This is a genomic window from Actinomycetota bacterium, assembly GCA_014360655.1.
Lineage (GTDB): Bacteria > Actinomycetota > Geothermincolia > Geothermincolales > RBG-13-55-18 > JACIXC01.
This window is the reverse complement of record JACIXC010000008.1, coordinates 78,762-92,790: the sequence shown is the minus strand read 5'-3', so window position 1 is coordinate 92,790 and position 14,029 is coordinate 78,762. Positions and strand designations below refer to the sequence as shown.

General features: G+C 62.2%; 16 protein-coding genes. 7 read left to right on the top strand and 9 right to left on the bottom strand.

Translation table 11 applies throughout. The features are described 5' to 3' along the window. Window positions 1-54 precede the first annotated feature (54 nt). A complete protein-coding gene (gene larB / locus H5T73_07285; GenBank protein MBC7247565.1) occupies window positions 55-822 on the top strand; it encodes a nickel pincer cofactor biosynthesis protein LarB in 768 nt (255 codons plus the stop codon). On the opposite strand, the gene H5T73_07280 is transcribed toward larB, so the two are convergent. Then, window positions 788-1,420, bottom strand: coding sequence for a GNAT family N-acetyltransferase (locus H5T73_07280; protein MBC7247564.1), 633 nt, complete (start codon window positions 1,418-1,420; stop codon window positions 788-790). The two genes, larB and H5T73_07280, sit on opposite strands and share 35 nt — an antisense overlap. A 283-nt stretch (window positions 1,421-1,703) precedes the next feature. On the opposite strand from H5T73_07280, the gene H5T73_07275 reads away from it, so the two are divergent. After that, window positions 1,704-2,519, top strand: a complete 816-nt coding sequence (locus H5T73_07275; protein MBC7247563.1) for a 4Fe-4S binding protein — start codon at window positions 1,704-1,706, stop codon at window positions 2,517-2,519. A 57-nt stretch (window positions 2,520-2,576) separates the two neighbouring features. On the opposite strand, the gene H5T73_07270 is transcribed toward H5T73_07275, so the two are convergent. Then, window positions 2,577-2,768, bottom strand: coding sequence for a hypothetical protein (locus H5T73_07270; protein MBC7247562.1), 192 nt, complete (start codon window positions 2,766-2,768; stop codon window positions 2,577-2,579). 199 nt (window positions 2,769-2,967) lie between these two features. Continuing rightward, the gene (locus H5T73_07265; GenBank protein ID MBC7247561.1) at window positions 2,968-3,669 is read right to left on the bottom strand and encodes a DUF1122 family protein; all 702 of its coding nucleotides are present in this window, start codon (window positions 3,667-3,669) and stop codon (window positions 2,968-2,970) included. 611 nt (window positions 3,670-4,280) lie between these two features. On the opposite strand from H5T73_07265, the gene H5T73_07260 reads away from it, so the two are divergent. Further along, window positions 4,281-4,784 (top strand): rubrerythrin family protein, encoded by a 504-nt coding sequence (locus H5T73_07260; protein MBC7247560.1) that lies wholly within the window; start codon window positions 4,281-4,283, stop codon window positions 4,782-4,784. A gap of 125 nt (window positions 4,785-4,909) precedes the next feature. After that, the gene (locus H5T73_07255) at window positions 4,910-5,287 is read left to right on the top strand and encodes a desulfoferrodoxin (protein MBC7247559.1); all 378 of its coding nucleotides are present in this window, start codon (window positions 4,910-4,912) and stop codon (window positions 5,285-5,287) included. Between the two features lie 251 nt (window positions 5,288-5,538). Here H5T73_07255 and H5T73_07250 read toward each other — a convergent pair whose 3' ends face one another. From H5T73_07250 to H5T73_07225, 6 genes are all read right to left on the bottom strand, one after another. Next, complete coding sequence (locus H5T73_07250) at window positions 5,539-6,366, bottom strand: hypothetical protein (protein ID MBC7247558.1); 828 nt, start codon at window positions 6,364-6,366, stop codon at window positions 5,539-5,541. Next, on the bottom strand, window positions 6,354-7,472 hold the full coding sequence (locus H5T73_07245; protein ID MBC7247557.1) for a hypothetical protein: 1,119 nt from the start codon (window positions 7,470-7,472) through the stop codon (window positions 6,354-6,356). Before H5T73_07245 ends, H5T73_07250 begins: the two co-directional genes overlap by 13 nt. A gap of 279 nt (window positions 7,473-7,751) precedes the next feature. Further along, complete coding sequence (locus tag H5T73_07240; protein ID MBC7247556.1) at window positions 7,752-8,240, bottom strand: flavodoxin family protein; 489 nt, start codon at window positions 8,238-8,240, stop codon at window positions 7,752-7,754. 161 nt (window positions 8,241-8,401) lie between these two features. Continuing rightward, window positions 8,402-8,851, bottom strand: a complete 450-nt coding sequence (locus H5T73_07235) for a redoxin domain-containing protein (GenBank protein ID MBC7247555.1) — start codon at window positions 8,849-8,851, stop codon at window positions 8,402-8,404. Window positions 8,852-8,860: 9 nt separating this feature from the next. Beyond that, complete coding sequence (locus H5T73_07230; GenBank protein MBC7247554.1) at window positions 8,861-9,124, bottom strand: redoxin domain-containing protein; 264 nt, start codon at window positions 9,122-9,124, stop codon at window positions 8,861-8,863. A 308-nt stretch (window positions 9,125-9,432) separates the two neighbouring features. After that, a complete protein-coding gene (locus H5T73_07225) occupies window positions 9,433-9,714 on the bottom strand; it encodes a rubrerythrin (GenBank protein ID MBC7247553.1) in 282 nt (93 codons plus the stop codon). 492 nt (window positions 9,715-10,206) lie between these two features. Between H5T73_07225 and H5T73_07220 the strand changes: the two genes are divergently transcribed. From H5T73_07220 to H5T73_07210, 3 genes are all read left to right on the top strand, one after another. Next, complete coding sequence (locus tag H5T73_07220) at window positions 10,207-12,114, top strand: ATP-dependent metallopeptidase FtsH/Yme1/Tma family protein (GenBank protein ID MBC7247552.1); 1,908 nt, start codon at window positions 10,207-10,209, stop codon at window positions 12,112-12,114. A gap of 123 nt (window positions 12,115-12,237) precedes the next feature. Continuing rightward, window positions 12,238-13,164 carry an FAD-dependent oxidoreductase gene (locus H5T73_07215; protein MBC7247551.1) on the top strand — a complete coding sequence of 309 codons (927 nt, stop codon included), beginning with the start codon at window positions 12,238-12,240 and terminating at the stop codon, window positions 13,162-13,164. A gap of 333 nt (window positions 13,165-13,497) precedes the next feature. After that, window positions 13,498-14,022 carry a DUF4190 domain-containing protein gene (locus H5T73_07210; GenBank protein ID MBC7247550.1) on the top strand — a complete coding sequence of 175 codons (525 nt, stop codon included), beginning with the start codon at window positions 13,498-13,500 and terminating at the stop codon, window positions 14,020-14,022. Window positions 14,023-14,029: the final 7 nt, after the last annotated feature.

Genomic DNA, 14,029 nt, shown 5'->3' with positions numbered 1-14,029 from the left:
GCAGTGCCCATGAACATCCTGGCGGGAGCGGCGACAGCCGGAAGGAGGGAGCCCATGCGCAGGGATGAGCTGGAGGAGATCCTGGAGCGGGTCGGCCGCGGTGAGATGGACCCGGCGGAAGCGGCGGCCCGCCTGGCGGCGGAGCCGGTCACCGACCTGGGATTCGCCCACGTCGACCACCACCGCGAGCTGCGCAAGGGGTTGCCGGAGGTGGTCTACTGCGAGGGCAAGCCCAGGGAGACCCTGCAGCCTATCGTGCAGTCCCTGCTGGAGAAGAACACGGGGAGCGTGCTTCTGACGAGGGCAAGCGAGGAACTCTACCGCGAGATGAAGGAGCGTTTCCCGGAAGCCGAATATCACCCTCTCGCACGCCTCATCGTCATCCGGCGCGAGAGGAAAGAGCTGGCGGGGAAGGTCGTGGTGGTCACCGGGGGCACGGCGGATATCCCGGTGGCCGAGGAAGCGGCCCTGGTCTCCGAGCTCACCGGCAACTTCGTGGAGCGCCTCTACGACGTGGGAGTGGCCGGCGTGCACCGCCTGCTCTCACACAGCGAGGTGTTCCGCGACGCCAACGTGGTGGTGGTGGTCGCCGGCATGGAGGGCGCGCTTGCCAGTATCGTGGGAGGGCTGGTGAGCTGCCCGGTGATAGCCGTCCCCACCTCCGTCGGCTACGGCGCCAGCTTCGGGGGGCTCTCCGCCCTCCTGACCATGCTCAATTCCTGCGCCCCGGGGGTGGCGGTGGTGAACATCGACAACGGCTTCGGCGCCGGCTACATGGCCCACCTCATCAACCAGGCGGCGGTGAAATCTCGTACCTCATGATGGACTGGGACTCGGAGGGCCTGGCGATCTCCTTGAAGCCCACCGCCCGGAAGACGGGCTTCAGGCCGATGTACCCGGAGGAACCGGTGAGCCTGTCGGGGACGTCCACGGGATAACCCTCCACGATCTCCGCACCGTTCTCTCGCGCGTAGGCGACGGCCGCCTCGAGCAGCGGGCGCATGAGACCCCGTCGCCGGTAGTCGGGGGCCACGTAGAAGCACACCACCGACCACACCGGCCTGTCGTCGACGCGCCTCAGCTTGCGTGACCTCTCCAGGGCCGCGAAGTTCTCCCGGGGGGCCACCGAACACCATCCCACCGCCCTTCCCCGGTGGTAGGCGAGGATGCCTGGTACCTCCCCAGAGTCCACGATGGCCTTCATGGCCAGGCGGTTCCCCTCGCCCAACTGCTTCTCGAAGCGGGCGCGGGTGACCCTCCACCACATGCACCAGCAACCGCTGTAGGCGCCGTGCTCTCCGAAAAGCTCCTCGAAGTCGTCCCAGCGCTCCACGGTCAGGGGAAGGAACACCAGGTCGCCTTTCTCCTCCGCGACACGATGTGCCGCTTCTCCATCCCCGGAAGACCTCACACCGCGCATCGGCCTGGTCCTCCCTTCCTTCTCTTCTATATTCCGCGCCTTGCCGTTCCCCCGGCTCCCCCGCCGCGGCACGTCGCCGTTATCCCCTATTATCCACCGGCCACGGGCCGCAACCAATCCCTTTCCCTGCGCGCACGCGAGGCCGGCGGCCGCCGCCTCGCCGGTCCGGCCGCCATCAACTCCCCTTGGGGCCGATAAAGACTACCGCATGCAGGCGCATTCGGCGATAATCAAGGCGTGGCGAGATGGAGGGCTCGGGCCACCGCGTAGAAGGGAGGGAAGCTTGTCCAGTCCCCTGTGGTTCGTGAACCTGTTGAAGAAGACCTTTCCGCAGCGTTTCACCTTGGCGAAACTGACCAGGGCGCCCGTCATCGGGGGGATACTGGACGGATGGCTTTTCGGAGGGGACGACCTCGTGTACCTTCCCAAGGACCGGGTCATCCGCGTGGACGAGAGCGTGGAGGACGGGGAGAGCGTGGTCCTTCCCTCGCGGGTGGTGGAGCATTTCATCGACCAGGCCAATTATCTCTGGATAATGAACGCCTGTATCTGCCGCGAGGCGAGCGGTTGCAGGGATTACCCGGTCGATCTCGGCTGCCTCTTCATGGGAAAAGCCGCCATGGGAATAAATCCCAGGTTGGGTCATCCCGTTTCCCGCGAGGAGGCGAGGGAACACCTGCGGAAATGCCGGGAAGCGGGACTTTACCAGCTCATCGGCAGGAACAAGCTGGACACGGTATGGCTGCACGTCAAGCCGGGCGAGCAGCTGCTCACCGTGTGCAACTGTTGCCCCTGCTGCTGCCTGTGGAGGATAATACCCTCCCTCTCCGGTAAGATATCCGGGAAGGTGCACCGCATGCCGGGAGTGGAGGTCAGGGTCACCGAGAGGTGCGTGGGCTGCGGGACCTGCGTTGAGAAAGCCTGCTTCGCCGGGGCCATCCGCCTGGAGGGCGGCCATGCCGTGATCGGGGAAGGATGCCGGGGGTGCGGGCACTGCGTGGAGGTCTGCCCCGAGGGCGCCATCGAGCTCACGGTCACCCAAAGGGACTTCCTGCAAGGGCTGGTACGGCGCATCTCCTCCCTGGTGGACGTGACATGAACGCGCTCCGCAACACCCGGTGAAAAGGGTGGCTCCCCGGGAGGGTGAACCCCGCGATCACGGGCCGCCGCGCGCGCCGCTCAAGGCGGAGAAGGGAGAGGGATCACCGGCACGGGATACATCGAAATCGCTGCCCCGCAGCAGGGTCGCCAGCGGGCTCGGAGAGCGGGGCCAGGTGACCACCACCCGGCTGGCATCAGCCGCACCGAGAGGCCCGCGCTCGAGTTCTCCCGCCTCCGCGTCCTGCAACTTCCCTCCTTTCCCCTCGAGATGAGGCTGTATATTCGATTCCACGTTCCGCCCCGAAAATCCTTTGCCGGGAAAGACCCTCCGCCGCATACCGGGAGCGTCCCGTACCCGCGGCTCCGGGAACGTGGACCATGGAGGAACCGGCGGCCGGCATGACTCTCATAGATAAAATGGCAGGATGCGGCCCGGCGGGACGGGTTCAGTGAGGCGGCGCGTTACCGTCCAGGCCGGAAAGTATCTCCTCCGCGCGCGCCAGGGCCCTTCTCGCCTCCGGGTCGGGGACGCTGCGCCGGCGCATCTCGTAGACAAATCCTTCCAGCTCCCTTTTCGCCTGCGCTTCCCGCAACAGGCGGATGTCGTCGTCCAGAGGGCGGGTCGCCTGCAGCTTCATGGCTCCCTCCAGCCATCCTTCCGGGAAATACCAGTCCTTGTACCAGCGGAAGCCGGCCTCCCACAGCCGGTAGCCTATGGGGGTCGCCTGGGGAGGGAATTTCCGCTTCAGCCCGCTCTCCGTCTCAGCGGAGAGGGGGTGGCGTTCGGCACCGTAGATGACCATCATGGAACCTCCCGGGGGTATCAGGCTCCCGAGGAGGGAAAAGACGTCGCCGGTGAGCCCCATTTCATCCAGGTCCACCTCTCCGCCGTCCGGGAAGGCGGCGTGCGGATCGAACCGGAACTCGATCCAGGGCCTGATGTGCTCTCCCCTCCCCATGAAGAAAAGCCCCTGCACGACGGGATTCCGCGAGAGCGTGCCTTCCCGCGCGAGGAAGAGGTTGAAGTAGGTCTCCCTTTCCGTCCGGCCCTTGCGGAAGTCGCGCGGCACGAGGCGGAAGCCGGCGACGTCCTTTCCCTCGCACGCCGCCGCGATGATATCCGCGGGCCTGTCCATGAGAGCGGCCATGACCTCTCCTGCTCTTCCCGTCCGCGCCCCTTCCGTGCGCGATTCCCAGAGCTTTCCTCTCGCAGGCGTCCTGCCGTCAGCCGGCCCCGCAGGTCTTTCCCACCGGGAATGCCGGCCATCCGCGCATGCCCGTCGAAGACGCGGCATGTGCCCAGCAATGCCATGTTTCCCACGCTATGCGCGCCTTAAACAGCACCGATGCAAGTCACGCCTGCAAAACCGCGTGAGGCGGGACGAGGCCGGCCCGTCATCCCCTTCTTCGGGGACGCCGTAAGGTGGCCGGGGCGAGATCGAAAAGCTGGCGATCACGGCTGGCGAAAGCGGGGGGCGGATGTTACCGCGGGACGGGAGAGTGATAGAGAGCGAAAAACCTGCGCGCGGCGGGGCGAAAGCGTGCATTATGCTATCGCGGGACTGGGGGTGAGTGATATGAGCTATGTCAGCCGTGCGCTCCGCCACCGTGTTTCACGGCGTTTGCGGCAGGGAATCATATCGAGGTGGAACCCCCGCCCCGGAAGAGAGAAGACGGGCAAGAATCGGAACAAGCGCCGAGAGGGGGCGCTGTGAGGGGGCGGGAAGAGAATAAAAGGAGACGGCAAGGAGGTATGAGCATGCGGGAGATGACGGAGAAATTCCTGAACGACGCCTTCGCCGGGGAGAGCATGGCGCACATGAAGTACCAGCTCTTCGCGGACAGGGCGGAGGCGGAGGGACTGGGCGAGCTGGCCAGGATGTTCCGGGCCATCGCCTACGCGGAGAGGGTGCACGCCGGGAACCACCTGCAGGTCCTGGGAGGGCTGCGCTCCCCCTCCGAAAACATACAGACCTGCATAAACGGCGAGACCTACGAGATAAACGAGATGTACCCCGTGTTCAACGCCACGGCAAAGCTGCAGGACGAGGCGGGGGCGGTGCGCAGCACCCATTACGCCCTGGAGGCGGAGAAGATACACGCCGAGTGGTACAGGAAAGCCAAGGAGGCGGTGGACAGGGGCGAGGACGTGCAGGTGGGCACCATCCAGATCTGCAGCGTCTGCGGGCACACCCGCGAGGGCGAAGCCCCCGAGAAGTGCCCCATCTGCGGCGCCTCCCGGGACAAGTTCGTGGCCTTCTGAACGCCACGGCGCCGGGGCCGCCCCCGGCGCCGGGAGCGGAAGAGTTATTGGTAATATATGGTAATTATGGACCGTCAGGTAATGGGAAGCGTAATGGGAAGCGTAGACCTTGAAGGAGGAGGAAGATGACCGAGAGACTGCAGATCTACAAGTGCGAGATATGCGGCAACATCGTGGAGGTCATGCACGCGGGACAGGGAGAGCTGGTTTGCTGCGGGCAGCCCATGGTCCTGCAGGTGGAAAACACCGTGGACGCGGCGGTGGAGAAGCACGTGCCCGTGGTGGAGGTAAGCGGCGACGGCATCCTGGTCAAGGTGGGCGAGGTGGCCCATCCCATGCAGGATGACCATTACATCGAGTGGGTGCAGGTCATCGCCGGCGAGCGGAGCTACCGCATCTTCCTCAAGCCGGGCATCGCCCCCGAGGGCAAGTTCGACGTGCCCGGGGAAGGCATCACCGCCCGCGAGTACTGCAACCTGCACGGGCTCTGGAAATCCGCCTGAGGCCTCTTGCCCGAAACCGGGTGACACGACCTGCAGGGCTTCGGCGCCCGGGGGAGCATTTACGGTGCCCACTCACTGAAGAGAGTGCCCCGGTCCAAATCCCTTAACGCCCCCCAGAGCAATAGAAGCCGGGTGGCTACCCGGCTTTTCTAGCTTGAATCGACTTGTTATCGGGATGGCAGGGGGGAGAATTATTGTAAGTTTTTGTGCATTTATCCGGCGCAGGTGAAGTTTAATATTCAATCCATTGCTTACTCGTACGGTTCTACGCCTAATTCGTCAAGAAAAGCGTTGACTCTCTCGTAAGCGTCTCTTATCAGAAGTTGCCTGTCTTCACTGTCTATAGCGAGAAGGAAATCCGCATAGGCTGCCGGCCCAATACCGTCGATTTCCTTGAATCTCGCCCGCATTTTCCGTAGCCCCTCTAAGATCAGTCGGTTTCCCAGATGTGGCTTAAAAACCATCGCCAGCTCGTGCAGCCCACCCGGATAATTCCTGATCGTATAGCAAATATCATAAGAATCTTTCTCGTCATATCTGTCCCAGATCGCCATTCCTTTCATCACCAAGAAGGGCACTACGCCTGCTACCTTGAGAGAGATTTCGTTCTTCGCCCCATTAGGCAACTCGCCCTTTATGGTAAGTGTAATGAAATTGTCAAAGACAAGGTCGGCGCCTCTCGCTTTTCTTGCCTGGAGGTCTTGGGCTCTTTGGTGTCTTCTGCTCCTGCCCGTCCCTCCGTATTCTCCTGCCAGGAAATCGATTTCGACCTCCATACCATCATCCAACTTACGGAAGAATTTGTACGGTTGATTGTCATCTTGTCGATATCCTCGTTCTGACAACAGCCTGACAATAGTCTCATATGTTGTATTAGGGATATTATGGAAGTCAACTGCAAGATCTACGTCCGTGGTGCCGATGTGGTGCTCTTCAGCTCCCTCAAGAATCAGCTTAGCAACCCAACCACCAACCAATACGAGGTTATCGCGATATTCTCCCAGTATCGTCAATAGTTCTATCAATACCGTGAAGCACCTCTTAACGCTGTATTCATCATAATCTTCTATATTTGCCATTTTTTCTTGATCCTCTGCTCAAGCAAGAATTCGCCCGCATCTTTCCCTCGCTGCTTATAACCCCGTAGATCGAGATAGAGTTGAATATCTGAAACAATATTCAGGTTATCGATTTCCTGAAGCGCATAGAAAACCCCTTCATCATAGGGGACCATTATAGTAACGTTCTCTCCTGAATCAACTTCCTTAAGGCCTAAATCAATTTCGTTAAGGCCGAGGCGCGAGGTCGCAGGTTCAAATGGTTTCTCAACATAGACGTAAGACCTTACTGCACCTCTCAGGAAACGAGTCAAGCGCGCATCCGCCGATGTGAGCGTGAGAGCGCACTTCACTCCGATATCTGCGCAGGAAGATACTATCCTCTCCTCGATTTTCCTTGGATTATCAAGAGAATAGTACTTGAAGAGTCGGTTATCCAAATAGCTATAGTTATCAGCCCAGTCTTTAAGCAGCTTCTCCGGATCAGCCAGGCGGATCTTCTTCTGTTTTTGGCCAGGCACTTCCACCGCGTACTCGAAATCCAGAAGTCGCTGCTTAACATTGGAGGCTTGCCCCAAGCTTACCTTTGCCTCTTTGGCCATGTCTTTCACATACCATTCCTGCTTTGGGTTTTCTAAAAGAACCCTGAGTATCCTGGTTGATTTCGGGGAGAACAGGTTTCTCAGCGGCCTGGTACTGACAAACGGATTGGGTTTTCCCTCCGTCTTAATGAACGCGCTTTCGAAGTTGAGAAACGAATTTCCAGTGAGGTCAATATAACCTATGCCATACTCGCGGCATATTTTCTTTGATGCTTCAGAAAAATACGGCGCACCGAGGACACAATACGAATTCCGTAGCTTGCTGCAGGCATCCCTCATGGTTAGAGCAGCCGACCGAACGAAACGAGGTTGGGCATTTGTTTTTATTTCAAACAGGAGATCGATGGTCTTTCCGGAAGCTAACCTTACCCCTATCGCGAAATCGGGACAGAATAACCCGACTCCAGTCTTTTCATTATTAATGGTCGGGCTTTCAACTACTCGGATGACCTCCAAGAAGCCGGTCCCGCCTAAAACCTCTTTGACTTCCTTCAGGATTTTTTCCCGGATCTCTTTTTCCTTCATTTGAGTTTCACTTAATATATTAGTTTCAGCATTATGCTGAAACTATAACATAAACTGAAACTTAAGGCAAGTCGTCTCTATCCGGCCTCCTCCAGGATAATAAGTGGGGGTAGGTCTTCCAAGGGCTTTAACGCCCCCCGGTTCTTGGGGCTTTTTATCTTCACATTTCTTCCCCGCGGCCTGTTGACCCTGCAGGGCAAGCTTCCGTTTAACCCGACCTCCGCTGCGGTCAAACGTAGGCCTATCCCGCGTATGCCTCAGGCGAACGAACCCGCGGGACTAGCGGCTTGAAAGTTTCCCGCCCAGTTCCCGCCCGAACTCCCGGGCGCGCGCCACCTCGCCCTCGGGGAGCGTGCCCCTGTCCTCCCCCTTCCCGGGCGGCTTGTATCCCTCGATGGCGGCCTTGAAGGGCGGCGCGAGTGGAACCAGGCCGCGCGCCTCGAGGATCCCGTAGAGCACCTCGGAGGCCTGCGTGAGGGGCTCCTCGTCGTTCACGGTGGCCCCCGTGCTGAAGGTCGCGAAGGGCTTGCCGGCGAAACCCTTCCCGGTAAATTTTTTCGCGTAACGCTTGATCTTCGGCCAGGCGCCGGGCCACCTCGTGGCGGCACCGATGACCACGAAGTCCAGGGAGGGATCCGGCTTGCCCGCATCCTCCACCGCGACCACCTGCACCTCGTGCCCGGCCTCGCCCAGGCCCTCTCCGATCGCCTCGGCGATCCTCTTGCAGCTTCCCCACCAGCTCTTGTAAACGACCATGCCTCTCATCATTCCCTCCCTTACCTCGCGGGAACCCGCTTTTCCCTTACGCGGGAATCACCACGCGGCTCTCGCGTTTGCCATGTATTACCATGTCCCCCGGTCGGCGGGGGTCGCCGGGCGAAGGAGATGGGAACGGCGCCTCGCGGGTACGCGAGGGATAGGCATGGGGCTTAAAAGGCTGCGTCCGGTTTCCAGACCTTCCACACCTTGCCCGCCAGGTCCGGCCCGGGCTTCAGGGTGGGCTTGCCCGGCTGCCACCCGGACGGCATCACCTCTCCCGTCTTCGCCACGTGCTGGAAGGCCTTGACCTGCCTGATCAACTCCGCGACGTTGCGTCCCACGGGGGGCGTCATCACCTCCATGGCCTGGATGATCCCCTCGGGATCGATGAGAAAGCGCCCGCGGATGTTCACGCCGGCCTCCTCGTCGTAAACGCCGTAGGCCCTGCCTATGCGGCCGCCGGCATCGCTGAGCATGGGGAAGGGTACGCCGCCCTTGACCATCTTGGAGAGCTCCTCCTCCTGCCATATCTTGTGGCTGAACCTGCTGTCCACGCTCATGGCCAGCACTTCCACGCCCAGCTTCTTGAGTTCCCCGTACTTGACGGCAACTGCCGACAGTTCCGTGGGTCATACGAAGGTGAAATCACCCGGGTAGAAACAGAGGACCACCCACTTCCCCCTGTAGTCGGAGAGCCTGACGTTCTTGAAGCCGCCGGCCACGAAGGCGCTGGCCTCGAAGTCCGGCGCCGGCTTGCCCACCTGCGCCCTCACCTGCCCACCTCCCCGCGGTTGCGCCGCCTGTTCCTTTTCCCCGGAGGCCTTCGCCTCCTCCGTGATTATGCCCTTGGCCGGCGTAACGCACTGGTCCTTGGGCTCTTTCCTGACCGGCATAACCTTCTCACCTCCCCAAAAACGACGCTGCTCCCCTGCTTCTTCCTCTCCGGATGGATAGTCCACGCGAAACACGATACGGCCGCAAAGGTGCCGTGATCATCAACGTAAAACAATCACCCCCGCCGGATTTCAGGAACTTACGCTGCTGGCGGGTTCCAGGAACCCGCTCTTACCTTGAAGGGCTTTAACGCATGAAGCGGATCCATAATAGCCCCGACAGCGCGTCTTAGTGAACGTCCACGGCATGTTATCCACCGCGGTGAAGGGATTCCTTGCGTGTAGAGAACGCACGTGGTCACCCGCGCTCAGCCCTTTAGCTCCTCGACCTCCTCCTTGCCCTCCGCGAGCTCCTTTACCTGCTCCTCGTCCTCCATGAGGAGCAGCGCCTGGAACTCGCCCACGTGGGTCTTCTCCTCCTTGGCTATGTCCAGGAGCACCTTCTTGATGAGCTGGTTGTCGGTCATGGCCGCGAGTTGCTCGTAGAGGTTGACGGCATCCAGCTCGGCGATCATGCCCACGCGGCAGATCTCGCGGTCAAGCTCCTTCTGGCTCATCTTCGAAAGGTCCTTGGGTATCTCCGAGAGCATAGGTCTTCCTCCTTTCCCCGTGTTCCTTTTGGAAAGTAGTTTCCGGCTTTTTCCCGTATTATTCCCGCCGTGGCAGCGATATAAACCGGCCCGGTCACGGTGGCCGGGGGGCGGCAAGGTATGGAGGAGATCGCTTCGTCGCTCCGCTCCTCGCGATGACAAAGAATCACGCTCGCAACGACGTTTAAACCGCTCCTCGCGACAACGTTTAAAAGGGGTTCCTCGTGGTGAGATTGCTTCGCTCCGCTCGCAACGACACACACAAGAGAGCCCCTTGATGAAGTTGATGCATCAAATGGGGCCGGGCGCCGCAACCCACGTGGCGAGGCACCGGGGTGTAGCCAAAGGCACCAAATGAGGTGCGACCCCGGGTGTTTACCCGACCCCTGGTGATGACCCGGGGTGTTGACGACCCCTGGTGATGACCCGGGGTGTTGACGACCCCGGGGCGTTGACCGTCATTTCCGTCACCGGGACGGGTATAATGTTTTCATGGACGAAGGGAGGAGAAAAAAGGTCTGGCTGTACGCGGTCTACGGGCTACTGGCCCTGGCCATCATACTCAGCATACAGTTTGCCAACCCCTTCCAGCCCAAGGAGATAAGCTACAGCGAGTTCCTCGGCCACCTCAACGCGGGCGAGGTCAAGAAGGTGACCATCACCGAGACCCGCATCGAGGGGACCCTGCAGACCCAGGAGGGGGAGAAGGATTTCGCCGCCAGCCGCATCCCGGACACGGACATAAAGGACCTCCTCCCCAAGCTGGAGGAACAGGGCGTTGAGTTCTCGGGGCGGGTGGAGAACACCTTCTGGCGCGATTTCCTGCTCACCTGGGTCCTGCCCCTGGGGCTCATCGCCTTCATCTGGTTCTTCATATTCCGCCGCGTCTCGCGGCGCATCGGGGGGGCCAGCCCCATGTCCTTCGGGCAATCGAAGGTGAAGCTCTACGACCGCAGCGTGGAGCGCGTGACCTTCGACGACGTCGCCGGCCTGGACGAGGCCAAGGAGGAGCTGCGCGAGATCATCGATTTCCTGCGCAACCCGCAGCGATACCGCAGCATCGGGGCCCGCATCCCCAAGGGAGTGCTCCTGGTGGGGGCTCCCGGCACCGGCAAGACCCTCATGGCGCGCGCCGTGGCCGGTGAGGCCGACGTACCCTTCTTCTCCATCAGCGGCTCCCAGTTCATGGAGATGTTCGTGGGAGTGGGCGCGGCCCGCGTCCGCGACCTCTTCGAGCAGGCCAAGGCCAAGGCGCCGTGTATAGTCTTCATCGACGAGATCGACACCATCGGCAAGGTGCGGGGAGGGATCGTGGCCAGCGGCGGCACAGAGGAGAGGGAGCAGACCCTGAACCAGCTCCTCTCGGAGATGGACGGCTTCGACCCCCAGACGGGAGTGATCATCCTCGCCGCCACCAACCGCCCGGAGGTGCTGGACAGCGCCATCCTGCGGCCGGGACGCTTCGACCGGCAGATCATGATCGACCGCCCGGACATCAAGGGCCGCGAGGAGATCCTCAAGGTGCACGCCCGCCGGGTGAAGCTGGCCCCCGACGTGGACCTGAAGAAGATCGCCGCCCGCACGCCCGGCTTCGCCGGCGCGGAGCTGGCCAACGTGGTCAACGAGGCCGCCCTCCTGGCCGCCCGCAAGAACAAGAAAATGGTGGAGCAGGAGGACTTCGAGGCGGCCATCGACCGCGTCATCGGGGGACTGGAGCTGAAGAGCCGGGTGATGAGCGAGCGCGAGCGCCGCGTGGTGGCCTTCCACGAGGTGGGGCATGCCCTGGCGGCATCCCTCATGGAGCACGCCGACCCGGTGCACCGCATCACCGTCATACCCCGCGGCATCGGGTCCCTGGGCATGACCATGCAGCTCCCGGAGGAGGACCGCTACATCATGACCCGGCCGGAGCTCGAGGACCGCCTGGCGGTGCTCCTGGGGGGAAGGGCGGCGGAGGAGATCGTCTTCGGCGAGATCTCCACCGGGGCCCAGAACGACCTGGAAAAAGCAACCATCCTGGCCCGCAAGATGGTGGAGGACTACGGGATGAGCGAGAGGCTGGGGCCCATCTCCCTGGGCCTGGAGCGGGGCGCGCGCCTCCTGCTGGGAGAATATTCCTACGGGAAGGAAGCCAACTACAGCGAGGCCACCGCCGAGCTCGTCGACCAGGAGGTCAAGGAACTCATCACCGCCAATTACCGGCGGGTGAAGACGGCGCTCGCGGAGAACAGGCGCGTCCTGGAGGGCATCGCCGAGGTGCTCCTGGAGAAGGAGACCCTTGAAGGGGACGTTTTTCGCGAGCTGGTGGAAGAGTTCAGCTCCGGCGGCGCGGAACCGGTCAGGGAAAACGTGGAACCGGGCGGAGAAAAGGGCGCCGGGCAGGCCGCGGTCCAGCCTTGAAGAGGAAGCCCGCCGCGGGGGCCACGACGTCACGAGGATGCCTCGTGAGACTTGCGTCAAAGCAAAGGGCTCGGGGAGCGCCGTGGTGAGCGCCATGGGGAGTCCCGGGGAGCTGCCGTGGAGATATACGACGTGATCATCGTGGGAGCGGGGCCGGCAGGGCTTTCCGCGGGCGTGTACTGCGCCCGCAAGATGCTCAATACCCTGGTGATATCAGGCAACGTGGGAGGCCAGGCAGCCTGGTCCTGGGAGGTGGAGAACTACCTCGGGTACCAACTCATCACGGGGGTGGAGCTGGTGGAGCGCTTCCGGGACCACCTGGATAATTTCAGCGTAGAGCTCCTGGAGGGGAAGAACGTCGCGGCGTTGCGCAGGGAAGAAGGGATCTTCCTGGCACGCACGGAAGGCGGCGAGGAATACCGGGCCCACGCGGCCATCGCCGCATCCGGGAAGCTGCCCCGCAAGCTCGGCGTGCCGGGTGAGGACGAATATCGCGGCCGCGGGGTCGCCTACTGCTCGACCTGCGACGCACCACTCTTCCGGGGCAAGCGGGTGGCCGTCGTGGGGGGCGGCAACTCCGCCCTGGACGCCGCCCTGCAGCTGGCGCAGATAGCGGAAAAGGTGTACGTGATCACCAACGAAGGGGCGCTGGGAGGAGACGAGATAAGGCGCAGGCAGGTGCTCGACTCGCCGCTGGTGGAGGTCCTCACCTCATCGCAGGTCACGGCCATACGGGGAGAGACCTTCGTGAAAGGCATCTCCCTCGCGCGCCGCGGCGAGGAGACGTCCCTCGAGGTGCAGGGGGTGTTCATCGAGATAGGCAGCGTGCCCAGCACCGCTTACCTGCCACCGGAAGTCAGGTTGAACGAGATCGGCGAGATCGTCATCGACTCCAACAACCGTACCAGCCTGCCGGGTCTTTTCGCCGCCGGGGACGTCACCAACGTCATGGAGAAGCAGATCATCATCGCCGCCGGGGAGGGAGCCAAGGCGGCGCTTGCGGCATATTCCTGGCTGGTGGAAAACGAGCGCGTCACCGCGGTGACGTAAAATCGGCGGAGGAAGACGAGCCGTATCGGCGAAAGGGATGGAAGAGCTGGAAGGGTTTCGCACCGCCACGGGAAAGAAAGGTCCGTGGGAAGAGTCAAGCATCGCCACGGAACCGGCGCATGCGGGAAGGGCCGTAGCGGGGTGGCCGCGGCCGGCGTACCGCGGCTTTCCCGTCGAGATGTGATCCTGCCGTTTCCGTTGAAACGGCTCGAAGACGAGGGTCGGTGAAACAGGGGAGGGCAAGCACGCCGGAAGCGGCAAAAGAGGGGTGTCGCGAAGAGTCCGCAATCCCCGTTGAGAGCAACGGACGGCCAGAGAGAAGGGGGTCGAGAGATGAAAACCTGCCCGAGATGCGGAGCGCAGAATGACGACAGCGCGGCTTTCTGCGGACAGTGCGGAGCGGCTTTCGAGCAAGCCGGCGCTTTCGCGCAGCCCGCGCCGCCCGGTCCGGCCCAGCCCGGCCCGGCCCAGCCCGTGCAGCCCGCTCCCCCGCCCCCTTACGGGTACCAGGCGGCGTCCGCGCCGCCGTACGGCGCTCCCTACCAGCCGGCGCCTTATCCACCCTACCACCAGGAGAGCAACTCCAAGGCCACCGCTTCCCTGGTGCTGGGGATCGTGGGGCTCTTCGTGTGTCCTCTCATCTGCTCGGCCATCGCGCTTATCCTGGGAAGCCAGGCCAAGAAGGAGATCGCCGCCAGCGGGGGCATGATGTCCGGTGAATCCTCGGCCACCGCGGGTATAATCCTGGGCTGGGTGGGTATAGGGCTCTCCCTAATCGGTATAATCATATGGGCCGTCGTCATGGCCGTCGTCGCCTCGCATTCGACCCTGCTGCCGGTGATTCTCTCCGCCCTGTGAGAAGCGA